This window comes from Burkholderia territorii (assembly GCF_902833055.1).
Taxonomy (GTDB): domain Bacteria; phylum Pseudomonadota; class Gammaproteobacteria; order Burkholderiales; family Burkholderiaceae; genus Burkholderia; species Burkholderia territorii.
Window position 1 is genome coordinate 1 of record NZ_CADFEJ010000003.1, and the last position, 22300, is coordinate 22300.

General features: G+C 66.8%; 20 protein-coding genes and 1 pseudogene. 15 read left to right on the forward strand and 6 right to left on the reverse strand.

The window, feature by feature from the left end; all coding sequences use genetic code 11:
• A pseudogene (locus tag HW466_RS32260) lies at window positions 1-102 on the forward strand (phospholipase D-like domain-containing protein); the annotation flags it as partial.
• A 333-nt stretch (window positions 103-435) separates the two neighbouring features.
• The gene (locus HW466_RS07390; RefSeq protein ID WP_059449457.1) at window positions 436-1104 is read left to right on the forward strand and encodes a phosphoribosyltransferase; all 669 of its coding nucleotides are present in this window, start codon (window positions 436-438) and stop codon (window positions 1102-1104) included.
• Here the strand turns inward: HW466_RS07390 and phaZ are convergent.
• The gene (gene phaZ / locus HW466_RS07395; protein ID WP_174905870.1) at window positions 1091-2314 is read right to left on the reverse strand and encodes a polyhydroxyalkanoate depolymerase; all 1224 of its coding nucleotides are present in this window, start codon (window positions 2312-2314) and stop codon (window positions 1091-1093) included. The two genes, HW466_RS07390 and phaZ, sit on opposite strands and share 14 nt — an antisense overlap.
• A gap of 161 nt (window positions 2315-2475) precedes the next feature.
• Here phaZ and HW466_RS07400 point away from each other — a divergent pair, with 161 nt between their 5' ends.
• Both HW466_RS07400 and HW466_RS07405 read left to right on the forward strand, forming a co-directional pair.
• Window positions 2476-3105, forward strand: coding sequence for a glutathione S-transferase (locus HW466_RS07400; protein ID WP_151005381.1), 630 nt, complete (start codon window positions 2476-2478; stop codon window positions 3103-3105).
• A gap of 346 nt (window positions 3106-3451) precedes the next feature.
• The gene (locus HW466_RS07405) at window positions 3452-3649 is read left to right on the forward strand and encodes a hypothetical protein (protein WP_040144915.1); all 198 of its coding nucleotides are present in this window, start codon (window positions 3452-3454) and stop codon (window positions 3647-3649) included.
• 109 nt (window positions 3650-3758) lie between these two features.
• Here the strand turns inward: HW466_RS07405 and proP are convergent, their stop codons facing one another.
• On the reverse strand, window positions 3759-5243 hold the full coding sequence (gene proP / locus HW466_RS07410; protein WP_151005379.1) for a glycine betaine/L-proline transporter ProP: 1485 nt from the start codon (window positions 5241-5243) through the stop codon (window positions 3759-3761).
• 537 nt (window positions 5244-5780) lie between these two features.
• Between proP and HW466_RS07415 the strand changes: the two genes are divergently transcribed.
• On the forward strand, window positions 5781-6113 hold the full coding sequence (locus tag HW466_RS07415) for a YnfA family protein (RefSeq protein WP_059449370.1): 333 nt from the start codon (window positions 5781-5783) through the stop codon (window positions 6111-6113).
• Window positions 6114-6146: 33 nt separating this feature from the next.
• On the opposite strand, the gene dnaQ is transcribed toward HW466_RS07415, so the two are convergent.
• Genes dnaQ through HW466_RS07430 form a run of 3 tightly spaced genes read right to left on the reverse strand, consistent with a single transcriptional unit; the run spans window position 6147 to window position 8172 of the window.
• A complete protein-coding gene (dnaQ, locus tag HW466_RS07420) occupies window positions 6147-6881 on the reverse strand; it encodes a DNA polymerase III subunit epsilon (protein ID WP_151005377.1) in 735 nt (244 codons plus the stop codon).
• 38 nt (window positions 6882-6919) lie between these two features.
• Window positions 6920-7363, reverse strand: coding sequence for a ribonuclease HI (gene rnhA / locus HW466_RS07425; protein ID WP_059449368.1), 444 nt, complete (start codon window positions 7361-7363; stop codon window positions 6920-6922).
• A complete protein-coding gene (locus tag HW466_RS07430; protein ID WP_059449367.1) occupies window positions 7360-8172 on the reverse strand; it encodes a class I SAM-dependent methyltransferase in 813 nt (270 codons plus the stop codon). The genes rnhA and HW466_RS07430 overlap by 4 nt, the downstream gene beginning before the upstream one ends.
• 18 nt (window positions 8173-8190) lie before the next feature.
• On the opposite strand from HW466_RS07430, the gene gloB reads away from it, so the two are divergent.
• From gloB to HW466_RS07470, 8 genes are all read left to right on the forward strand, one after another.
• Window positions 8191-8997: a hydroxyacylglutathione hydrolase gene (gene gloB, locus HW466_RS07435; RefSeq protein WP_059506075.1), complete on the forward strand. Its 807-nt coding sequence runs from the start codon at window positions 8191-8193 to the stop codon at window positions 8995-8997.
• A 151-nt stretch (window positions 8998-9148) separates the two neighbouring features.
• The gene (locus HW466_RS07440; protein WP_059506077.1) at window positions 9149-10735 is read left to right on the forward strand and encodes a transglycosylase SLT domain-containing protein; all 1587 of its coding nucleotides are present in this window, start codon (window positions 9149-9151) and stop codon (window positions 10733-10735) included.
• 158 nt (window positions 10736-10893) lie between these two features.
• A complete protein-coding gene (locus tag HW466_RS07445; protein ID WP_151005465.1) occupies window positions 10894-12126 on the forward strand; it encodes an MFS transporter in 1233 nt (410 codons plus the stop codon).
• Between the two features lie 361 nt (window positions 12127-12487).
• Complete coding sequence (carA, locus tag HW466_RS07450; RefSeq protein WP_059506081.1) at window positions 12488-13633, forward strand: glutamine-hydrolyzing carbamoyl-phosphate synthase small subunit; 1146 nt, start codon at window positions 12488-12490, stop codon at window positions 13631-13633.
• Window positions 13634-13670: 37 nt separating this feature from the next.
• Window positions 13671-14342 carry a leucine efflux protein LeuE gene (leuE, locus tag HW466_RS07455; RefSeq protein WP_059546049.1) on the forward strand — a complete coding sequence of 224 codons (672 nt, stop codon included), beginning with the start codon at window positions 13671-13673 and terminating at the stop codon, window positions 14340-14342.
• Window positions 14343-14401: 59 nt separating this feature from the next.
• A complete protein-coding gene (gene carB, locus HW466_RS07460) occupies window positions 14402-17656 on the forward strand; it encodes a carbamoyl-phosphate synthase large subunit (RefSeq protein ID WP_059449361.1) in 3255 nt (1084 codons plus the stop codon).
• Between the two features lie 118 nt (window positions 17657-17774).
• A complete protein-coding gene (gene greA / locus HW466_RS07465) occupies window positions 17775-18251 on the forward strand; it encodes a transcription elongation factor GreA (RefSeq protein WP_021163362.1) in 477 nt (158 codons plus the stop codon).
• 14 nt (window positions 18252-18265) lie between these two features.
• Complete coding sequence (locus tag HW466_RS07470) at window positions 18266-18724, forward strand: DUF4149 domain-containing protein (protein ID WP_151005463.1); 459 nt, start codon at window positions 18266-18268, stop codon at window positions 18722-18724.
• A gap of 58 nt (window positions 18725-18782) precedes the next feature.
• Here the strand turns inward: HW466_RS07470 and HW466_RS07475 are convergent, their stop codons facing one another.
• On the reverse strand, window positions 18783-19310 hold the full coding sequence (locus tag HW466_RS07475) for a YhbY family RNA-binding protein (RefSeq protein ID WP_059449359.1): 528 nt from the start codon (window positions 19308-19310) through the stop codon (window positions 18783-18785).
• 194 nt (window positions 19311-19504) lie between these two features.
• Here HW466_RS07475 and HW466_RS07480 point away from each other — a divergent pair, with 194 nt between their 5' ends.
• On the forward strand, window positions 19505-20167 hold the full coding sequence (locus HW466_RS07480; RefSeq protein WP_059506083.1) for an RlmE family RNA methyltransferase: 663 nt from the start codon (window positions 19505-19507) through the stop codon (window positions 20165-20167).
• Window positions 20168-20333: 166 nt separating this feature from the next.
• Window positions 20334-22229: an ATP-dependent zinc metalloprotease FtsH gene (gene ftsH, locus HW466_RS07485; RefSeq protein WP_059449357.1), complete on the forward strand. Its 1896-nt coding sequence runs from the start codon at window positions 20334-20336 to the stop codon at window positions 22227-22229.
• The last annotated feature ends 71 nt before the right edge of the window (window positions 22230-22300 follow it).

The following is a 22300-nucleotide window of genomic DNA, read 5'->3' on the forward strand; positions in this document are numbered from 1 at the left end:
GCGCACGCCGAAACGGTGAACGTGTTCCAGCGCGCACCGGAGCTCGCGCAGTCGTATGCGCAGTCGTTCTGGCGGCTGTACCGGCAGGCCGGCGGTCTCTGAGCGTCTGACGGCGGCCCGCGCAGCGCAAGCGCCACCTATCCATTCCCCGCTGCCATCCCGGTGCCGCGTAAACGGTGAACGTGTTCCAGCGCGCACCGGAGCTCGCGCAGTCGTATGCGCAGTCGTTCTGGCGGTTGTACCGGCAGGCCGGCGGTCTCTGAGCGTCTGACGGCGGCCCGCGCAGGGCAAGCGCCACCTATCCATTCCCGCTGCCATCCCGGTGCCGCGTACCGGTATGACCCTGCTTGCATCGGCGCGCCCGATGAACCATGCTCGTTGAACATGATGCCGGTGCGCGTGTCGCGCATTCGGCGCAACGGCAGGGAGCCGATCGTGACCGAGCGTTTTGCCGATCGCGCCGACGCGGGTCGCCGGCTTGCGCACGCGCTGCATGACTACGCGGGGCGTCGCGACGTCGTCGTGCTCGCGCTGCCGCGTGGCGGCGTGCCGGTCGCCTTCCCGGTCGCGCAGGCGCTGCGCGCGCCGCTCGACGTGCTGGTGGTGCGCAAGCTGGGCATGCCGTCCGATCCGGAATTCGCGATCGGCGCGATTGCGACCGGCGGCGCGATTCATCTGCAGCATTCGGCGATCCGCGCGATGGGCGTGACCGATGCGCAACTGGCCGACGTGATCGCGCGCGAGACGGCCGAATTGCAGCGCCGCGAAGCGCTGTATCGCGGCGCCCGGCCGCCGCTGCCGGTCGACGGCCGCATCGCGATCGTCGTCGACGACGGCGTCGCGACCGGCGCGTCGATGCGGGTCGCGTTGCAGGCGCTGCGCGAGCGCCATCCCGCGCGCATCGTGGCCGCCGCACCGGTCGCCCCGAACGGCGCGCGGCACGCGTTCGACGATCTCGCCGACGCGTTCGTGACGGTGTTGCAGCCGCTGTCGTTCTTCGGGATCAGCCAGTTCTACGCGCGTTTCGATCAGACCGGGGACGACGAGGTGCGTGCGCTCCTCGACGCGGCCCGCGCGCCGGACGACGACATCACGCCCGTCTGATTCGCCGCCGGCGCGATCCCGGGCGGCCGGCTTCGGCCTGCGCGAATGCGCGCTGCAGTGCGGGATGGACTTCGTCGCGCCAGCGCGCGCCGGTGAACAGCCCGTAATGATCGCAGTCGTCGATATCGACGCGCTGGCGCTCGCCCGCCTTGAGTCCGCGACACATGGCGAGCGCTGCATGCGTCTGGCCGGCGCCCGTAACGGCGTCGCAAGCGCCTTCGACCGTCACCAGCACGACGCCGCGCAGCGCGGCCGGCTCGACGTGCTGCCCGCCGACGTTCCACGTGCCGTTCGGGAGGCACATTCGCTGGAACACGATATCGACGGTATCGAGGAAGTATTCGGCCGGCATGTCGAGCAGGGCCGTGTATTCGCGCAGCGCACGCCGCGCGTCGGCCAGCGCCGCCAGGTCGAAATGCGACGCGGCGCGCGCGTAGTCCTCGATCAGCATCAGAAAGCGTTGCGGATACAGCAGCGCGATCTCGCCTTGCTGAAGATAGGTCGGGAACACGTGCCGGCCACAGCCGGGGAAACCGGGCGGCACGACGTCGATCAGATGGCGGCGGCACCACGCGAGCGACCGGGACGCGGCGGTGGTGCCGAGCGCGCTCGGATTGACCCGCGCGTCGAGCGGCCCGCCGATCAGCGTGACGCTCGCCGGCGGTGCGAGGCCGCGCGCGGCGCGCAGCGCGAGTGCGGCGAGCGCGGGAACGGTGGCCTGGCATACGGCGACGACGTGCAGCGGCCGTTCGTCGCGAGCGAGCGCGTCGACGAAGCCGTCGAGCGTCGCCACGTATTCGTCGAGCCCGAAGCGGCCCGCCGCGAGCGGGACGTCGCGCGCGTTGACCCAGTCGGTCACGCAGACGTCACCGTCCGCGAGCAGCGCCTCGACGGTCTCGCGCATCATCACGGCCGCATGTCCGGCGAGCGGCGCGCACAGCAGCACCGTGCGCCGCGCGTCGTCGCGCGCGAAGCGTCGCAACTGGCAGAACGGCGTGCACGCGACGATCCGCTCGTCGATCGCCGGGCGCCCGATCTCGAATCGCGGCGGCGCGACGGCGGGCCCGAGCAGCGGTTCGAACAGGTCGTCGTAGCACGACGATGCGGCGTGCGCCAGCGTCGCCGCGGGCCACACGTCGAACGCATGGCACGTCGCCGCGCGCCAGGCGCGCATCCATTCCCGCTGCTGCTCGACGACGGCATACCACATGGCGAACCTTGGGGCGGAAGGGGCGTGAATCTGCATTATGGTCACTCCGGCCGCGCAGCGGGTGTCGGAAACGTGACCGGGCGACGTGCATCAAGCGCTAGGCGGCGACACGCGGCACTGCTACATTCGTCGGTCTGAATCCCTCGACTGGAGCGTTTGCGATGAAGCTGATCGGCATGCTGGATTCCCCGTTCGTGCGCCGTGCCGCCATTTCGGCGAAGCTGCTCGACCTGCCGTTCGAACACGAGTCGATCTCGGTGTTCCGTCAGTTCGACCAGTTCCAGACATTCAACCCGGTCGTGAAGGCGCCGACGCTCGTGACCGACGACGGTACGACGCTGATCGACTCGTCGCTGATCGTCGATTATCTCGATCATTGCGTCGCGCCCGAGCGGCGCCTGCTGCCCGACGCCGCCGACGCGCGATTGCGCACGCTCGTGCCGGTCGGATTCGCGCTGGCAGCGGCGGAGAAGACGGTGCAGGTGGTGTACGAGCACGCGCTGAGGCCGGCCGAAAAGCAGCACGCGCCATGGCTCGAGCGTGTGCTGGGCCAGATCGAGGCCGCGTACGGCGAGCTCGAGCCGCTCGTCGCGGCAGCGAATGGCTGGCTCGGCGGCGCGCGGCTGCTGCAGTCCGACGTGACCATCGCCGTCGCGTGGCGCTTCACGCAGTTCATGACCGCCGACTACCCGGCGCTCGCGCGGATCGATCCGGCCCGATATCCGGCGCTCGCCGCGCACTCGGCGCGGGCGGAAGCGCTGCCGGCGTTCGCCGAGACGCCACTCGACTGAGGCGGCGGCTGTCGCGCCGGCACGAAGGCGGGGGAGCACAGGGGGGCGCCGGGCGACGCAATCGGCATACGGTCCCGGCGGCACTCGCGCGGGCATTCGGCACGGATAGACCCGCCCGCCACGGGCCTCGCGGGTGCGCCGGTGCCCGAAACACCCGTCGCGCAAGTTCCGCATTGGGTTCCCGGGCTGTCTGCCACCGTCCGCGCGACCGCCTTGGCCACGTCTGCGGCGGGCTCGGCCGATTGTTCTCCGACGCTGACAAGTGACTTCGCATTCGCGCTGTTTATCCGGTTGCGGCCGGTCCCTAGAATCCACTCCATCGAATATGCATTGCTTGATGGAGCCGATGATGAGAGCGCTGATCGAATCGAGTCTGTACCACCCGTCCGTCGTGTTGCCGCTTGCCGCGTTGACGCAGCTGATGGTCGAGCGCGATTTCAATCTCGGCCAGGTCGGCCTGATCGTCGCGGCGCGCGGTGCGCAGGCTGCCGTGTCGCGCTCGCGGGCGCTGATTTTCTGCCGCGACTGCGAAGCGCACGCATGATCGCGCGTCCATGCGACAGATGAAAAAAAGCCCGACCGGCGCAAGCCGGTCGGGCGTATCGGATCCGATCAGGCCCCGGCTTTTGCCGGGGCTTTTTATTGGGCGATGCTCAGGCGCGTGCCGTCGACGCGACGCCGTAAATCTCCGCGTCGTCGTCCTCGCGCATCTGGCGCACCAGCTGGTGCGCTTCGCGGCGCGTCGCGACGGCCGGCGGCGAGCCCTTGAGCGGCTGGCGCGCGGTTTCCGCGAGCGCGACGACCGACACGATGCCGATCACGGCAGCGCCCATCATGTAGTACGCGGGCATCATCAGGTTGTGCGTCACGTCGACGAGCCACGCGGTGACGAGCGGCGTCGTGCCGCCGAACAGCGACACCGACACGTTGAAGCCGATCGCGAGCGCGCCGTAGCGGATCTCGGTCGGAAACAGCGCCGGCAGTGCGGACGGCATCACGCCGGTGAAGCACGACAGCAGCACGCCGAGGATCAGCAGGCCGCCGAACACCGACGCGGTGGTGCCCGCATGGATCAGCATCATCGACGGAATCGACAGCGCGAGCAGGCCGACGCAGCCGGCGAGCATCACGGGCTTGCGGCCGATCCGGTCCGACAGGCGGCCGGCGGCGAGCGTCAGCGGCATCATCAGGACCATCACGATCAGCACCAGCACGAGGCTGTGCGACTCGTCGAAGTGCAGCGTCGACGACATGAAGCTCGGCAGATACGACAGCACCATGTAATCGGTCACGTTGAAGATCAGCACGAGACCGACGCAGAGCAGCAGCGCGCGCCAGTTGCGCATCAGCGTTTCGCGGAAGCGCGCCTTCGGCACGGCCTTGTCCTGCGCTTCACGCTCTTCGGCCTGGCGCTTGAACGCGGGTGTTTCCGCGAGCTTCATCCGGATGTACAGGCCGATCAGGCCGAGCGGGCCCGCGATCAGGAACGGCACGCGCCATCCCCACGACAGCAGCGCTTCCTGCGACAGCGACGCGGTGAGCAGCGCGACGACGCCGGCGCCCATCACGTAGCCGATCAGCGTGCCGAACTCGAGGAAGCTGCCCATGAAGCCGCGGCGCTTGTCGGTGGAGAACTCGGCGATGAAGGTGGCGGCACCGCCGTATTCGCCGCCGGTGGAGAAGCCCTGCACGAGGCGGGCGACGAGCAGCAGCACGGGAGCCATGATGCCGATCGACGCGTAGCTGGGGATCAGGCCGATCGCGAAGGTGCCGACGGCCATCATGATCATGGTGGCGGCGAGCACGCGCTGGCGGCCGATGCGATCGCCGAGCGGGCCGAACACCATGCCGCCGAGCGGGCGCACGAGGAAGGCGGCGGCGAACGTGCCGAAGGTCGCGAGCAGCTGAGCGGACGGGCTGCTGGACGGGAAGAACACCTTGCCGAGCGTGACGGCGATGTAGCTGTAGACGCCGAAGTCGAACCATTCCATCGCATTGCCGATGGCCATCGCGCTGACGGCGCGCTTGAGCAGGCTCTGGTCGACGACGGTAATGTCGTCCGCGGCGAGCGGGGCCGCGCCGGACGACGTGGAGGAAGAAGCAGCGGTCGGGCTGACGTGTGTTGCGGTCAAGGTCATGCACTCCTTTGACTGCGCCGGAACGGATGGCCGTCCGACACGGTTTGCCGGCGAGCGCGATGTCGGGTGCTGCGCGTCGGGGCAGGCCATTTAAGCGCTTACTGCACGTGAGGCGGTAAGGGGCCGCAAGGGACTGCTTCGACGCGGGCCGGACGGGCCGTCGCGACGGTGCGCTCATGAAGAATGGGCCGCGTGATGCGAGCGGCAGATGCCGGTGCGGACGGAGTCCAGCGTTCCGGCAAGCGCCCCGGAGGGGCAGCGAAACGAGAAAAGCGGGCCTGTCGGGCGGGCTTTCCTGTGGATGCAATTTCGGTCGAAGCACCGGCCCGCAACGTGCGGACGGACTTCTTTCGAAACCGAATAGACAGAGATTGAGTGTTGAAACAGGCGACATGATAGCACGATGGCAGACGATCGTGCAAATTGCCCCGGGCTCCCGTCTGGCGGCGGTTCCGGCGGGGCGGCTCCGGTATGATCGGCGGCGCGCGGCGGGGTCGCGCGGCCCGCCGCGCGGTGGGCGAATCTGCGAGGAACCGGATGACCGAACTGATCAGGATTGCGGCGCTGTTCGCCGTTACTGCACTGGCCGAAATCGTCGGCTGCTATCTGCCATGGCTCGTGCTGAAGGGCGGCCGGCCCGTGTGGCTGCTGGTGCCGGCCGCGCTGTCGCTGGCATTGTTCGCGTGGCTGCTGACGCTGCATCCGAGCGCGGCCGGGCGCACGTATGCGGCGTACGGCGGCGTGTACATCGCCGTGGCGCTGATCTGGCTGCGGGTGGTCGACGGCATCGCGCTGTCGCGCTGGGATGTGGCGGGCGCGGTGCTCGCACTCGGCGGGATGGCCGTCATCGCGCTGCAGCCGCGCGCGTGAGCACGGCTGCAGCGCTCTTCGGCAGGCGACGCGTCAGGCGGCTTCGGCGGCGTCCACGTCTGCGCACTTGCGCCACACGCAGGTGCCCTTGACCGACTTGTCGAGCTCGTCGAGCTGCGTTTGGTGGGCGGCCAGTTCGTCGTCGCTCGCCGCGAGCACCGGCAGGTCGAGGGACGCGAGCGACACGCGCTGCCCGTTCGCCGCACCGCCGTGGGCGCCGGCGTCGTCGAGCATGTCGATCACGAGGCTGTCCTGGCCGCGCGTCATCGCGAGATAGACCTCGGCGAGCAGTTCCGAGTCGAGCAGCGCGCCGTGCAGCGTTCGATGCGCGTTGCTGATGCCGAACCGGTCGCACAGCGCGTCGAGCGAGTTGCGCTTGCCGGGGAACATCTGCTTGGCCTGCACGAGCGTGTCGATCACGCCGCCGCAATGCTCGATGAACGGCGGCAGGCCGAGCCGCGCGAATTCGGCATCGAGGAATGCCAGATCGAACGGCGCGTTGTGGATGATCAGCTCGGCGTCCTTCACGAAGTCGCGGATCTGGTCGACGACTTCCGCGAATTTCGGCTTGTCGCTCAGGAATTCGGTCGTGAGGCCGTGCACGGCCAGTGCGCCCGGATCGCTGTCGCGCTCGGGGTTCACGTAGATGTGCAGGTTGTTGCCGGTGAGCCGCCGGTTCAGCAGCTCGACGCAGCCGATTTCGATCAGGCGGTCGCCCGAGCGGGGATTCAGGCCGGTGGTTTCGGTATCGAGAATGATCTGGCGCATGTCGGATAAATCGGGAAAGACGGTAGGGCGGCCTGCGTTCAGGCCACGAGCGATTCGACGCCGCGATTGGCGAGCGCGTCCGCGCGTTCGTTTTCGGGATGGCCCGCGTGGCCCTTCACCCAGCGCCACTCGACCTCGTGCTGTACAACGAGCGCGTCGAGCCGCTTCCACAGGTCGGCGTTCTTCACCGGCGTCTTCGCCGCGGTGACCCAGCCCTTCTTTTTCCAGCCGTGGATCCACTCGCTGATGCCTTTCTGCACGTATTGCGAGTCGGTATGGACGATCACGTGGCACGGCCGCTTCAGCGCTTCGAGCGCGGCGATCACGCCCATCAGCTCCATGCGGTTGTTGGTCGTGTCGGGCTCGCCGCCGAACAGCTCCTTTTCGCGGTCGCCGTAGCGCAACAGTGCGCCCCAGCCGCCGGGGCCGGGATTGCCCTTGCAGGCGCCGTCGGTATAGATGTCGATGGTGTCGGTGGTCATGAATGTTCTTGATGGGTGGTCGGGGTGGCCGCCGGCGTGAGGCCCGGCGCGAGCACGGGCTTCTTCATCTTGATCGGGCCGACGAGGCGCATGCCGCGCACGCGCTTGACGGCCGTGACCATGTAGATTGCGCCGAAGATCGGCCACCAGCGGTCGCCGGCGGCTTCCATGAAGCCGTAGCGGGCAAGCCACTGGTCGGTGACGAGCGGCGGCCGGTAGCAGCCGAAGCGGCCGCGCTCGAGATCGAAGCCGAGCAGCTTGATCCAGTCCTTGAGCCGGATGAACGCGATCTGGTCGCGCGCGGCCGGTATGAACGGACGGTTCGCCATGCGCCCGAACGATTGCCGCATGCCCCACAGGCTCAGCGAATTGAAGCCGGTGATCACGAGCTGGCCTTCCGGCATCAGCACGCGCTCGGCTTCGCGCAGCAGGCGGTGCGGGTCGGACGTGAATTCGAGCGTGTGCGGCATCACGATCAGGTCGACGCTCTGCGACTCGAACGGCAGGTCGAGCAGGTCGCACCACGTCGTGCTGCGACCGGCCGGCGCATGGTCGGGCGCGTGCGCGTCGCGCGCCCACGGATACTGGTAGGGCGCGCTCGCCCCGCTCGCCGGGTCGAGCACGAGGCCGCGATACGGCATGCGGTTCTCGCGCAGCGCATCGAGCTGAGGCAGGCCGAGCTGCAGCGCATGAAATCCGAACACGTCGGACACGATCCGGTCGAGCTGTGCCTGCTCCCAGCCCAGCACGTAGCGGCCGGGCGGCGAGTCGGTCCAGGCGGGCCAGTCTATAATTTGACGATCGGACATAACGATGATTGCGCGCCCATGAACGAGCTGGAATACGTGCCGGTTCCGGCATTCGAAGACAACTATATCTGGCTCGTCTCGGACGGCCGCGATGCGATCGCCGTCGATCCGGGTGAAGCCGCACCCGTACGCCGTGTTCTTGCCGAACGCGGCTGGCGGTTGACCGCTATTTTACTCACGCACCATCACGCCGACCATGTCGGCGGTGTCGCCGCGCTGCGCGATGGCCAACCGGACGATGCGCCGCTCGACGTCTTCGGCCCGGCGGCCGAGGCCATCGGCGTGGTCACGCGGCCGCTCGCGGGCGGCGATCGCGTGATGCTGGACGCACCGGCGCTCGCGTTCGACGTGCTCGACGTGCCGGGGCATACACGTGGCCACATCGCCTATTTCCAGGCGGCCGGGCAGGGCGCCGCCGTGCCGCACGTGTTCTGCGGCGATACGCTGTTCTCGTGCGGCTGCGGCCGCCTGTTCGAAGGCACGCCCGCGCAGATGCTCGCGTCGCTCGACGCGCTCGCGGCGCTGCCCGGCGACACCCGCGTGCATTGCGCACACGAATACACGCTGTCCAACATCCGCTTCGCGCTCGCGTGCGAACCGGGCAATGCGGCGCTCGCCGCCTGGCGCGACGACGCGCAGGCGCTGCGCGCGCGCGGCGTGCCGACACTGCCCACTACGATCGCGCACGAACGCGCCGTTAACCCGTTCATGCGGGCGGACAGCGCGGCCATCCACGCGACGCTCGCGGCCGAGCTGCACGAAACGGTGCCGGATCGCCTGACGGCATTCACATTGATGCGCGAGTGGAAAAACCGGTTCCGATGACGATTTCCGGAGGATTCCAAAGCTCAAGCGGAGTCTGTAAAAATTGCTCCAAATGTAGGATTTGGCTGAGTTTTCGGTGTTTTTATTGACGTGAAGCACGCACTTCCGTAGTATCGCCAGCAATTTCCAGCCGTCGGAAGCCGAGATTTTCATGCGACTTATATTGAGTGCGATGGTGGTCCTGCTGCTCGCCGCTTGTGCGAGCCAGCCACCTGTCGCCAACAACGCCGCCGATTCGCAGGCGGCGTCCAACTACCTCCGTAAATCAGCCACCGCCAAAGAAACCGTCGACGTCGACAAACAATCCGTCGGCGATCTGACCAGTGCCGACTCCGATCTCTGGGGCCGCATCCGTCGCGGTTTCCAGATGCCCGACCTGCAGAGCGACCTCGTCGACATGCAGACGACCTGGTACACGCAACGCCCCGATTACGTGCAGCGCATGACCGAGCGCTCGCAGAAGTACCTGTATCACATCGTCGAGGAGCTCGAAGCGCGCCATATGCCGACCGAGCTCGCGCTGCTGCCGTTCATCGAATCCGCGTTCAACCCGCAGGCGCTGTCGGTCGCGAAGGCGGCCGGCATGTGGCAGTTCATGCCCGGCACGGGCCGCACGTACAACCTGAAGCGCAACATGTGGCAGGACGAGCGTCGCGACGTGCTCGCGTCGACGAGCGCCGCGCTCGATTACTTGTCGCGCCTGCATGACATGTTCGGCGACTGGTATCTGGCGCTGGCCGCTTACAACTGGGGCGAGGGCAACGTGCAGCGTGCGATCGCGCGCAACCAGGCGGCCGGCCTGCCGACCGACTACCAGAGCCTGCGGATGCCGAACGAAACGCGCAACTACGTGCCGAAACTGCAGGCGGTGAAGAACATCATCGCGAATCCTCAGCAGTTCGGCCTGACGCTGCCGGATATCCCGAACCACCCGTATTTCGTGACGGTCACGACGTCGCGCGACATCGACGTGGCGGTGGCCGCGAAGCTCGCAAACCTGTCGCTCGACGAGTTCCGTTCGCTGAACCCGTCGTTCTCGAAGCCGGTCATCCTCGGCGCGACCGAGCCGCAGATCCTGCTGCCGTTCGACAACGCGGCAGCGTTCGAGAAGAACCTGAAGGCGTACAGCGGCCAGTTGTCGACGTGGACGACCTATACGGTCAGCGAGCGCGCGCGCCCGGCTGCGATCGCCGAGAAGATCGGCGTCGACGCCGATACGCTGATGTCGGTCAACAAGATTCCGGCCGGCATGCGCCTGAAGCCGGGCTCGACGATCGTCGTGCCGCGCGGCGATGACGACGACGAGGACATCAGCGCGGACGTCGCGGAAAACGGCGTGCTCGCGATGGAGCCCGACGTGCCCGACACGCGCAAGATGCTGATTCGCGTGCGCCGCAAGCAGTCGATGGCGGCGATCGCCGGCCGCTACGGCGTGTCGGTCGGTCAGCTGAAGGCATGGAACCGCACGCATCGCGATCTCGCGATGCCGGGCCAGGCGCTCGTGCTGCACGTGCCGGTTGGCCGCGCGGTGCCGGCAGAGCCGGGTCCGGAGCGGATCGCGACGTCGGCCGCCGGTGCGCATATCGAGCGCGCGAGCCTGTCCGTGGGCGGCAAGTCGCGCGGCACGAAGCACGGTGCCGCGAAGCCGGCCGCCCGTGCGACGAAGTCGGCCCCCGCGAAGGCGGCACCGGCCAAGGCCGCGCCGAAGGCTGCTGCGCACAAGGGCAAGAAGAAGTAACGCGGTCGCGACCGCCGCGAGGCGCGCCGGCAGGACCGCGCGCTTGCGCTATCATCCGATGAAACGCGATGGAACGCCGTCACCGAGGTGACGGCGTTTTCGTTTGTGCGCGGCAGCGAGGCTATTGCTTCGCGGGTCCCGGATCACGAGGAGGAGCGATGTCGTCGGTGCAGGTGAGGGTGCTCGCGCTGTTTGCGCTCGGATATTTCGTGTCGTATGTGTTCCGCGGCGTCAATCTCGGCTTCGCGCCATTCGTCACGCACGAGCTCGGGCTTTCGGCCGCCGATCTCGGGCTGCTTACCAGTCTGTATTTCCTCGGCTTTGCCGGCGCGCAGATTCCGGCGGGCGTGCTGCTCGACCATTTCGGCCCGCGCCGCGTGACGGCCGGCATGCTGCTGTTCGCGGCCACCGGCGCCGCCGTGTTCGGCGTCGCACACGACCTCGGCACGATGATGGCGGGCCGATTGCTCATCGGCGTCGGCGTATCGGTGTGTCTCGGTGCGGCATTCAAGGCGCTCGCGCAGCATTTCCCGGTTGGCCGGCTGCCGCTCGTCAACGGCCTCGTGATGGCCGTTGGCGGCCTGGGTGGCGTCGCGGTCGGCTCGCCGCTCACGTGGCTGCTCGGCGTGACGAGCTGGCGCATAATCTGCGGCGGCCTCGCGGTGCTGACGATCGCCGTCGCGGCCGCGATCGGCTTCGGCGCGCCGGAGGCCGAGCAGCCGCGCCATCAGGGCGGACTCGTCAGCCAGTTCAAGGGCACGTGGTACATCCTCGGCAGCGGCGCGTTCTGGAAGATCTCGTCGTTCTCGATCGTCACGCAGGGCGTGTTCTATGCGATGCAGTCGCTATGGGTCGGCCCGTACCTGCGCGACGTCGCCGGGTTCGACGCACAGCACGCCGCGCGGCTCGTGTCGGTGCTCGGCTTCGCGATGATGGCCGGTTGTGTCGGTTTCGGCGCGGCGGCGCGCGTGCTCGAGCGCCGTGGGGTGTCGGTCCAGGCGTTTTGCGGCGTCGGCATGGCGTTGTTCGTTGCCACGCAGGTTGCGATCGTCGCGCGCGTTTCGCTGCCGCCGGGCGTGCTGTGGGCGGCCTACGGGATGTTCGGCGGCGTCGGGATCCTGACCTATGCGGTATTGGTCCGCCACTTTCCGGCCCATCTGATCGGCCGCGCGAATACGACGCTGACGCTCGTGATCTTCGTGCTGATCTTTGCGTTCCAGATCGGTATCGGCGCGGTGCTGTCGCACTGGCCGGCGATCGACGGCCGTTATCCGGCTGCCGCGCACGTCACCGCATGGAGCGTGCTGCTCGCGCTGCAGCTTGCGAGCGCGGTCTGGTACGCATGGCCCGCGCGCAGCGCTGGCAAGCGCGTTGATCCGGCGGTACGCTGACGGGTAGCGCGGCTGCGGAAACGGGGCCGCAGCAACGCGCGTCGTGCGCGATGCCGCGGCATTGTGCGCGCCACACGCATGATCGGACGGCCATGTCGATTGAAGATTAGGCCATTTTCGGGCTATAATTTGAAAGTTTGTGCTGATCAACCTCGCACCCTAGCGCCTACCTCACTTATCCCGTTCATCCGCCGCACGCCGCCTGTCGGGCGATGCCGCGAAGCCTCGTGCGCCACGCGCCGGGTTCGCGCGCCGACATCGCAGGTCGCGTCCAGCTAGCGACTCCGCGCGCCTACGCAGCGCGGCGCTCGCGCGGCAGGGTAAACAGGTCGGCAGCAGGGTGTTCCCCAAGGAGCCTCCCGTGTTGCCGTCTTTTTCTCCCGCCTTGCTTGCACTCGCCGACGGCACGGTCTTTCGTGGTTATTCGATCGGGGCCGAAGGCCACACGATCGGTGAAGTCGTGTTCAACACCGCGATTACCGGCTATCAGGAAATCCTGACTGATCCGAGCTACGCGCGTCAGATCGTCACGCTCACCTACCCGCATATCGGCAACGTCGGCGTCAACGCCGAAGACGTCGAAGCCACGAAAGTCCATGCCGCCGGCCTGATCATCCGTGATCTGCCGACGCTCGCATCGAACTTCCGCATGGAGCGCACGCTCGGCGACTACCTGCGCGACGAAGGCGTCGTCGCGATCGCCGGCATCGATACCCGCAAGCTGACCCGTATCCTGCGCGACAAGGGCGCGCAGAACGGCTGCATCCTGGCCGGCTCGAATGACGAGGCGAAGGCGATCGAACTCGCGCGCTCGTTCCCGGGCCTCGCCGGCATGGATCTCGCTAAGGTCGTGTCGACCACGAAGCCGTTCGAGTGGAAGCAGACCGAATGGCGCCTCGGCAGCGGTTACGGCATGCAGCAAGCGCCGAAGTACCGCGTCGTCGCGTACGACTTCGGCGTCAAGTACAACATCCTGCGCATGCTCGCGGAGCGCGGTTGCCACGTGACGGTGCTGCCGGCCGAGGCGAGCGCGGCCGACGCGCTGGCGCTGAATCCGGACGGCATCTTCCTGTCGAACGGCCCGGGCGACCCGGAACCGTGCGACTACGCGATCGCGGCAGCCCGCGAATTCATCGAGCGCGGCGTGCCGACCTTCGGCATCTGCCTCGGCCACCAGATCATGGGCCTCGCGGTCGGCGCGAAGACGCTGAAGATGAAGACGGGCCACCATGGCGCGAACCACCCGGTGAAGGATCTCGGCGATGGCCGCGTGGTGATCACGTCGCAGAACCACGGCTTCGCGGTCGATGCGGATTCGCTGCCGGCCAACGCGCGCGTAACGCACGTGTCGCTGTTCGACGGCACGCTGCAGGGCTTCGAGCTGACCGACAAGCCGGCATTCTGCTTCCAGGGTCACCCGGAAGCGTCGCCCGGCCCGCACGACATCGCGTATCTGTTCGACCGTTTCACCGCCCTGATGGACGCGGCGAAGCAGCGCTCCGCCTGACGCAACCGAAGCAACCGAAGAACGGGAGATTCGCATCATGTTCGGCCACGCACTCGGCATCACGGATATCTGGACCTACGTGTTCGGCGTGATCTTCATCATCCTGCTGCCGGGGCCGAACTCGATGTACGTGCTGTCGCTCGCGGCGCAGCGTGGCGTGAAGGCCGGCTATCGCGCGGCCTGCGGTGTGTTCGTCGGCGACACGGTGCTGATGGTGCTGTCCGCCGCGGGCGTCGCGTCGCTGCTCAAGGCGAACCCCCTGCTGTTCTCCGTCGTCAAGTACGGCGGTGCCGCGTATCTGCTGTACATCGGTGCCGGGATGCTGCGCGGCGCGTGGCGGAAGCTGCGCGCCCGCGCCGATGAGCCGGCCGATGCGCCGCGCGCGGTCGGCGGCGAGCAGTCCTTCGACACGCCGTTCCGCAAGGCGCTGATCGTGAGCCTCCTGAATCCGAAGGCGATCCTGTTCTTCATCTCGTTCTTCATCCAGTTCGTCGACCCGGCATTCCCGCATCCCGCGCTGTCGTTCGTCGTGCTCGGGGCGATCGCGCAATGCGCGAGCTTCCTGTACCTGAGCACGCTGATCTTCGCGGGCGCACGGCTTGCCGAGCATTTCCGCCGCCGCCGCAAGCTCGCGGCGGGTGCGGCGAGCAGCGTGGGCGGCCTGTTCATCGGTTTCTCGGTGAAGCTTGCGCTCGCCACCATGAGCTGAGCGCAACCGCCGATCCGCGACAACGCCACGACAAAGATTACTTACTGAATTCACAAGCCATGCCAAAACGCACAGACATCAAAAGCATCCTCATCATCGGCGCCGGCCCGATCATCATCGGCCAGGCTTGCGAGTTCGACTATTCGGGCGCGCAGGCTTGCAAGGCGCTGCGTGAAGAGGGCTACAAGGTCATCCTCGTGAACAGCAATCCGGCGACGATCATGACCGACCCCAACACGGCCGACGTCACCTACATCGAGCCGATCACGTGGGAAGTTGTCGCACGCATCATCGAGAAGGAGCGCCCGGACGCGATCCTGCCGACGATGGGCGGCCAGACCGCGCTGAACTGCGCGCTCGACCTGCACCACCACGGCGTGCTCGAGAAGTTCGGTGTCGAGCTGATCGGCGCGTCGCCGGAAGCGATCGACAAGGCGGAAGACCGCCAGAAGTTCAAGGAAGCGATGACCAAGATCGGTCTCGGCTCCGCGAAGTCGGGCATCGCGCACTCGATGGAAGAGGCGACCAAGGTGCACGCGCAGATCATGGCGGAGACGGGCGGCAGCGGCTACCCGGTCGTGATTCGCCCGTCGTTCACGCTCGGCGGCTCGGGCGGCGGCATCGCGTACAACCGCGAGGAGTTCGAGGAGATCTGCAAGCGCGGTCTGGATCTTTCGCCCACGCGCGAGCTGCTGATCGAAGAGTCGCTGCTCGGCTGGAAGGAATACGAGATGGAAGTCGTGCGCGACCGCGCCGACAACTGCATCATCGTGTGCTCGATCGAAAACCTCGACCCGATGGGCGTGCACACCGGCGATTCGATCACGGTCGCGCCGGCGCAGACGCTCACCGACAAGGAATACCAGATCCTGCGTAACGCATCGCTCGCGGTGCTGCGCGAGATCGGCGTCGACACCGGCGGCTCGAACGTGCAGTTCTCGATCAATCCGAAGGACGGCCGCATGGTCGTCATCGAGATGAACCCGCGCGTGTCGCGTTCGTCGGCGCTCGCATCGAAGGCGACCGGCTTCCCGATCGCGAAGGTCGCGGCGAAGCTCGCGGTCGGCTACACGCTCGACGAGCTGAAGAACGAAATCACCGGCGGCCAGACGCCGGCATCGTTCGAGCCGACGATCGACTACGTCGTCACGAAGATCCCGCGTTTCGCGTTCGAGAAGTTCCGTGAAGCCGATTCGCGCCTGACCACGCAGATGAAGTCGGTCGGCGAAGTGATGGCGATCGGCCGCACGTTCCAGGAATCGTTCCAGAAGGCGCTGCGCGGCCTCGAGGTCGGCGTCGACGGTCTCGACGAGAAGTCGACCGACCGCGACGAGATCGCGATCGAGATCCACGAGCCGGGCCCGGACCGCATCTGGTACGTCGGCGACGCGTTCCGCATCGGCATGACGGCCGAGGAAATCTTCGCGGAAACGGCGATCGACCCGTGGTTCCTCGAGCAGATCGAACAGATCATCCTGAAGGAAAAGGCGCTGTCGGGCCGCACGCTCGCATCGCTGACGTTCGACGAGCTGCGCTTCCTGAAGCAGAGCGGCTTCTCCGATCGTCGCCTCGCGAAGCTGCTCGGCGCGACGCCGGAAGACGTCCGCCGCCGCCGCGTCGAACTGAACGTGCGCCCGGTCTACAAGCGCGTCGACACCTGCGCGGCCGAGTTCGCGACCAAGACGGCCTACATGTACTCGACCTACGAGGAAGAGTGCGAGGCGCAGCCGACCACCAACAAGAAGATCATGGTGCTCGGCGGCGGGCCGAACCGGATCGGCCAGGGCATCGAGTTCGATTACTGCTGCGTGCACGCGGCGCTCGCGATGCGCGAGGACGGCTACGAAACGATCATGGTCAACTGCAACCCGGAAACGGTGTCGACCGACTATGACACGTCCGACCGCCTGTACTTCGAGCCGCTGACGCTGGAAGACGTGCTCGAGATCGTCGACAAGGAAAAGCCGGTCGGCGTGATCGTCCAGTACGGCGGCCAGACGCCGCTGAAGCTTGCGCTCGACCTCGAGGCGCACGGTGTGCCGATCATCGGCACGTCGCCGGACATGATCGACGCGGCCGAAGACCGCGAGCGTTTCCAGAAGCTGCTGCAGGACCTCGGCCTGCGCCAGCCGCCGAACCGCACCGCGCGTGCCGAAGAAGAAGCGCTCGCGCTGGCGGCCGAAATCGGCTACCCGCTCGTCGTGCGCCCGTCGTACGTGCTGGGCGGCCGCGCGATGGAAATCGTCCACGAGCCGCGCGACCTCGAGCGCTACATGCGCGAGGCCGTGAAGGTGTCGAACGATTCGCCGGTGCTGCTCGACCGCTTCCTGAACGACGCGATCGAGTGCGACGTCGACTGCATCTGCGACGGCGAGTCGGTGTTCATCGGCGGCGTGATGGAGCACATCGAGCAGGCGGGCGTCCACTCGGGCGACTCGGCATGCTCGCTGCCGCCGTACTCGCTGTCGAAGGAAACCGTTGCCGAGCTGAAGCGCCAGACGGGCGCGATGGCGAAGGCGCTGAACGTGGTCGGCCTGATGAACGTGCAGTTCGCGATCCAGCAGGTGCCGCAGGCGGACGGCTCGAAGCAGGACATCATCTACGTGCTCGAAGTGAACCCGCGCGCATCGCGCACGGTGCCGTACGTGTCGAAGGCAACCAGCCTGCCGCTCGCGAAGATCGCGGCGCGCGCGATGGTCGGCCAGAAGCTCGCGCAGCAGGGCGTGACGAAGGAAGTCGAGCCGCCGTACTTCAGCGTGAAGGAAGCGGTGTTCCCGTTCGTCAAGTTCCCGACCGTCGATCCGGTCCTCGGGCCTGAAATGCGTTCGACCGGCGAAGTGATGGGTGTCGGCCGCACGTTCGGCGAGGCGCTGTTCAAGTCGCAGCTCGCAGCGGGCTCGCGCCTGCCGGAGTCGGGCACGGTGCTACTGACCGTGATGGACGCCGACAAGCCGAAGGCCGTCGAAGTCGCGCGCATGCTGCACGACCTCGGCTACCCGATCGTCGCGACCAAGGGCACGGCCGCCGCGATCGAAGCGGCCGGCGTGCCGGTGAAGGTCGTCAACAAGGTGAAGGACGGCCGTCCGCACATCGTCGACATGATCAAGAACGGCGAGATCGCACTCGTGTTCACGACGGTCGACGAGACGCGCCAGGCAATCGCCGATTCGCGTTCGATCCGCATGAGCGCGCAGGCGCACAAGGTCACGTACTACACGACGATGTCGGGCGCGCGCGCGGCCGTCGAAGGCTTGCGCTACCTGAAGGATCTGGAAGTCTATGATTTACAAGGTCTTCATGCTCGCCTAAACTAAGCGGTCGGTTACCTGTCGAAGCAACACGTGCCGCGGTTAAGCGGTGTTTCCGGTTCGCCGGGAATGCGCTTAATCGCGGTGATTTTTTTTATAGCCGTTTTTAGCGATTGAGCCGTTTATGAGCACCATTCCGTTGACAAAGCGTGGCGCAGAGCAACTGCGCGATGAATTGCAGCGCCTCAAGTCCGTCGAGCGGCCGGCCGTGATCAACGCGATCGCGGAGGCCCGCGCACAGGGCGATCTGTCCGAAAACGCCGAATACGACGCTGCGAAAGAAAAGCAGGGCTTCATCGAGGGTCGCATCGCGGAAATCGAATCGAAGCTGTCGGCCGCGCAGGTCATCGATCCCACCGTGCTCGATGCCGAAGGCCGCGTGGTCTTCGCGTCGACGGTCGAACTCGAGGATCTCGAGTCGGGCGACACCGTCAAGTACCAGATCGTCGGCGACGACGAAGCCGACATCGATCACGGCCTGATCTCGGTCAGTTCGCCGATCGCGCGCGCGCTGATCGGCAAGTCCGAAGGCGACGTCGCGGCCGTCCAGGCACCGAGCGGCGTGCGCGAATACGAAATCATCTCGGTCAGCTATATCTGAAGCGGAGCGACGTGATGCCGCACCGCGTGTTCCGTCTGCTGTCGGCCGTGTGGGTCGGCAGCCTGCTGACGATCGGGTATGCGGTCGCGCCCGTGCTGTTCCGAACGCTGGAGCGGATGACGGCCGGCTCGGTCGCGGCCCAGCTGTTCCGGATCGAGGCGATCGTCGGCGTCGTGTGCGGCGTGTTGCTGCTCGCGCTGTCGAATCAGCAGGTGCGGCGCGGCAGCGGCGATTACCGGCGCGTGCGCTGGATCGTCGCGGCGATGGTGGCGTGCGTGCTGGTCGGGTATTTTGCGCTGCAGCCGTTCATGAACGCGCTGCGGGTGGCCGCGATGGAGGCGGGCACCGATATCGCGCACTCGCCGTACGCGAGCCGCTTCGGGATGCTGCACGGCGTCTCGAGCCTGTTCTATCTCGTCGAGAGCGTGCTGGGGCTGATGCTGATCTGGCGTCTGCCGGCGCGAGACGCCTGAACGCTCCGAGCGTTGCAGCGGCAGGGCGGCACGGGGTGCCCCGTGCCGCGCGGCGGGATTACTTGCCCTGGTGCGGCCGCTTCGTGCTGGCCTGACGCTTTTTCGCGCGCTTCACGTTGCCGCCCGCCGTCACGCGCTCGTTGCCGCGCACCGTGACCTTGACCGGCCGCGGGCGACGCACGGGGCTCGCGTTCGGCGACACCTTGACGACCTTGACGGTGCGCGGCGCACGGCCTTTCTTGTCGTCGACGGCTTCGGCCGCGCTCGGCAGCGCGCCGGCGCGTCGGCCGCGGGCCGGGGCCGCCACGGCAGCCTCGGGCTTCCAGATCACCAGCAGCTTGCCGATGTGCTGGATCGGCGCTGCGTTCAGGCGGTCGCAGATCTCGTCGTAAATGGCGACGCGCTCGTCGCGCTCGTCACCGAACACACGGATCTTGATCAGCTGGTGCGCGGCGAGGTGCACCTTGATTTCCTTCAGCACGGCGTCGGTCAGCCCTTCGGCGCCAATCAGCACGACGGGCTTGAGCGCATGGGCCTGGGAACGCAGCGCGGAGCGCTCGGCGGGGGAAAGCGAAAGGGCGGGCATGGAAATGTCGAAATCAAATTAGGGGCGCGCTGCGTCAGAAGCGAATCGCGGGAAGTTACCGCATCAGCCGCGCGCCGAAACCACGTAAAATCGCGGCTTGGGTCCCGGAAGGGGCCGCAGCCGCGCGAAGAAGACGCGTATTATCCGCCAAAAGCACGGCTTCACGAAGCAAATAGCAGCAATCTCTCTCTCGAATGGCAAAAAACCGCTTTAACCAGCACTGGCTGCACGACCACATCAACGACCCGTACGTCAAAATGGCGCAGCGGGAGGGCTATCGCGCGCGTGCCGCGTACAAGCTGAAGGAAATCGACGAACAGGACAAGCTGATCCGTCCGGGCCAGGTGATCGTCGATCTCGGCGCGACGCCGGGCAGCTGGAGCCAGTATGCCCGCAACAAGCTCGCGCAGGGCAAGAAGCGTGACGCGGAGCGCGAAGGCGGCATCGACGGCACGATCGTTGCGCTCGACATCCTGCCGATGGAGCCGATCGCCGACGTCCACTTCCTCCAGGGCGACTTCCGCGAGGACGACGTCCTGCACCGGCTGGAAGAGGTGCTCGAAGGCCGCGCGGTGGACCTTGTTATTTCCGACATGGCCCCCAACCTCTCCGGCGTGGCCTCGGCGGACGCGGCGCGCATCGAGCATCTGTGCGATCTGGCGCTCGAATTCGCGCAGAATCACCTGAAGCCGGAAGGTGCGCTGCTCGTGAAGTGCTTCCACGGTAGCGGCTACAGTCAGATCGTCGAAAAGTTCAAACAGCAGTTTAAGGTCGTCGCGCCGCGCAAGCCGAAGGCGTCGCGCGACAAATCGTCCGAAACGTTCATTTTGGGCCGGCAGCTGAAGCATCCGCGGTGACGCGGAGCGCGGTGCCGCAAACGGGCTCCGGCCCTTGCCAGACAAGCGAAGCGCTATCGCGGCGGTTGTCAATGCTTATGGCGGGGGTGGTCGGACTGGATTAGAATGACCGAGGAGCGCCGCAAGGAAAATGTAGGCGCTCGTCTACGAGTGAAGGAGTGGTGCTTTGAACAACAATATGTTTTCGAAGGCAGCAGTGTGGCTGGTGATCGCACTGGTGCTGTTTACGGTGTTCAAGCAGTTCGACAAGCCCCGCGTCCAGGAAGGTGTGTCCTATTCGCAGTTCATGGACGACGCCAAGAACGGCAAGGTCAAGAACGTCATCGTGCAGGGGCGCAACCTCACCGTCACTCCGGCTGATGGGCAGAAATACCAGATCGTGTCGCCCGGCGACATCTGGATGGTCGGCGATCTGATGAAGTACGGCGTGCAGGTCAGCGGCAAGGCCGACGACGAGCCGAACGCGCTGATGTCCGCGTTGTACTACCTCGGGCCGACGATCCTGATCATCGTGTTCTGGTTCTACATGATGAGGCAGATGCAGGGAGGCGGCAAAGGCGGCGCGTTCTCGTTCGGGAAATCGCGCGCGCGGCTGATCGACGAGAACAACAACGCGGTGAACTTCTCCGACGTCGCGGGCTGCGACGAAGCGAAGGAAGAAGTGTCCGAGCTCGTCGACTTCCTGCGCGACCCGCAGAAATTCCAGAAGCTGGGCGGTCGCATTCCGCGCGGCGTGCTGCTGGTCGGCCCTCCGGGTACCGGCAAGACGCTGCTCGCCCGCGCGATCGCCGGTGAAGCGAAGGTGCCGTTCTTCAGCATCTCGGGTTCCGACTTCGTCGAAATGTTCGTCGGCGTCGGCGCGGCCCGTGTGCGCGACATGTTCGAGCAGGCGAAGAAGCACGCGCCGTGCATCGTGTTCATCGACGAAATCGACGCGGTCGGCCGTCATCGCGGCGCCGGCATGGGCGGCGGCAACGACGAGCGCGAGCAGACGCTGAACCAGATGCTGGTCGAGATGGACGGCTTCGAAGCGAACTCGGGCGTGATCGTGATCGCCGCGACCAACCGTTCCGACGTGCTCGACAAGGCGCTGCTGCGCCCGGGCCGTTTCGACCGCCAGGTCTATGTCGGCCTGCCGGACATCCGCGGCCGCGAGCAGATCATGCGCGTGCACCTGCGCAAGGTACCGATCGCGAACGATGTCGACGCAGCGGTCATCGCGCGCGGCACGCCGGGCTTCTCGGGCGCCGACCTGGCGAACCTCGTGAACGAGGCGGCACTGTTCGCCGCCCGCCGCGGCAAGCGCATCGTCGAAATGCAGGATTTCGAGGACGCGAAGGACAAGATCTTCATGGGTCCGGAGCGCAAGTCGGCGGTGATTCGCGAAGAGGCGAAGCGCGCGACGGCTTACCACGAGTCGGGCCACGCGGTGATCGCGAAGCTGCTGCCGAAGGCCGACCCGGTGCACAAGGTCACGATCATCCCGCGCGGTCGCGCACTGGGTGTCACGTGGCAGTTGCCCGAGCATGACAACGAGACCTACTCGAAGGATTACCTGCTCGACCGCCTGGCGATCCTGTTCGGCGGCCGCGTGGCCGAGGAGCTGTTCCTGAACCTGATCAGCACCGGCGCGTCGGACGACTTCAACAAGGCGACGCAGACGGCCCGCGCGATGGTCGCGCGTTTCGGCATGACCGACGCGCTCGGACCGATGGTCTACGTCGACGACGAGAACGACAGCGGCCCGTTCGGCCGCGGCTTCACCCGCACGATCTCGGAAGCGACGCAGCAGAAGGTCGACGGCGAAATCCGCCGCGTGCTCGACGAGCAGTACAGCCTTGCGCGCCGCCTGCTCGAAGAGAACCGCGACAAGGTCGAGGCGATGACGGCCGCACTGATGGAGTGGGAGACGATCGACGCCGATCAGATCAACGACATCATGGAAGGGCGTCCGCCGCGCTCGCCGAAGAGCTCGCCGGCCGTCGGCGGCGATTCGTCGGGTGGCGGCACGGCCGCCGAAGTGAAGCCCGGCAGCGCGCCGGCGCCCGCTTCGCCGGCCTGACCTCTGCCGTAGCACCGTTCACGGGCTGGTGTGGCTTCACACCGGCCCGTTTTGCATTCATCAACGCTTCC

What these genes read in the sequence shown, in the direction of transcription:
- HW466_RS07400 (WP_151005381.1), top strand. Translation starts at nt 2,476, where the DNA reads ATGAAGCTGATCGGCATGCTGGATTCCCCGTTCGTGCGCCGTGCCGCC.
- dnaQ (WP_151005377.1), bottom strand. Translation starts at nt 6,881, where the DNA reads ATGCGCCAGATCATTCTCGATACCGAAACCACCGGCCTGAATCCCCGC.
- leuE (WP_059546049.1), top strand. Translation starts at nt 13,671, where the DNA reads ATGTTCGGCCACGCACTCGGCATCACGGATATCTGGACCTACGTGTTC.
- proP (WP_151005379.1), bottom strand. Translation starts at nt 5,243, where the DNA reads ATGACCTTGACCGCAACACACGTCAGCCCGACCGCTGCTTCTTCCTCC.
- HW466_RS07475 (WP_059449359.1), bottom strand. Translation starts at nt 19,310, where the DNA reads ATGCCCGCCCTTTCGCTTTCCCCCGCCGAGCGCTCCGCGCTGCGTTCC.
- carB (WP_059449361.1), top strand. Translation starts at nt 14,402, where the DNA reads ATGCCAAAACGCACAGACATCAAAAGCATCCTCATCATCGGCGCCGGC.
- phaZ (WP_174905870.1), bottom strand. Translation starts at nt 2,314, where the DNA reads ATGTGGTATGCCGTCGTCGAGCAGCAGCGGGAATGGATGCGCGCCTGG.
- rnhA (WP_059449368.1), bottom strand. Translation starts at nt 7,363, where the DNA reads ATGACCACCGACACCATCGACATCTATACCGACGGCGCCTGCAAGGGC.
- HW466_RS07470 (WP_151005463.1), top strand. Translation starts at nt 18,266, where the DNA reads ATGCCGCACCGCGTGTTCCGTCTGCTGTCGGCCGTGTGGGTCGGCAGC.
- gloB (WP_059506075.1), top strand. Translation starts at nt 8,191, where the DNA reads ATGAACGAGCTGGAATACGTGCCGGTTCCGGCATTCGAAGACAACTAT.
- HW466_RS07405 (WP_040144915.1), top strand. Translation starts at nt 3,452, where the DNA reads ATGATGAGAGCGCTGATCGAATCGAGTCTGTACCACCCGTCCGTCGTG.
- greA (WP_021163362.1), top strand. Translation starts at nt 17,775, where the DNA reads ATGAGCACCATTCCGTTGACAAAGCGTGGCGCAGAGCAACTGCGCGAT.
- HW466_RS07480 (WP_059506083.1), top strand. Translation starts at nt 19,505, where the DNA reads ATGGCAAAAAACCGCTTTAACCAGCACTGGCTGCACGACCACATCAAC.
- HW466_RS07445 (WP_151005465.1), top strand. Translation starts at nt 10,894, where the DNA reads ATGTCGTCGGTGCAGGTGAGGGTGCTCGCGCTGTTTGCGCTCGGATAT.
- HW466_RS07415 (WP_059449370.1), top strand. Translation starts at nt 5,781, where the DNA reads ATGACCGAACTGATCAGGATTGCGGCGCTGTTCGCCGTTACTGCACTG.
- HW466_RS07440 (WP_059506077.1), top strand. Translation starts at nt 9,149, where the DNA reads ATGCGACTTATATTGAGTGCGATGGTGGTCCTGCTGCTCGCCGCTTGT.
- HW466_RS07430 (WP_059449367.1), bottom strand. Translation starts at nt 8,172, where the DNA reads ATGTCCGATCGTCAAATTATAGACTGGCCCGCCTGGACCGACTCGCCG.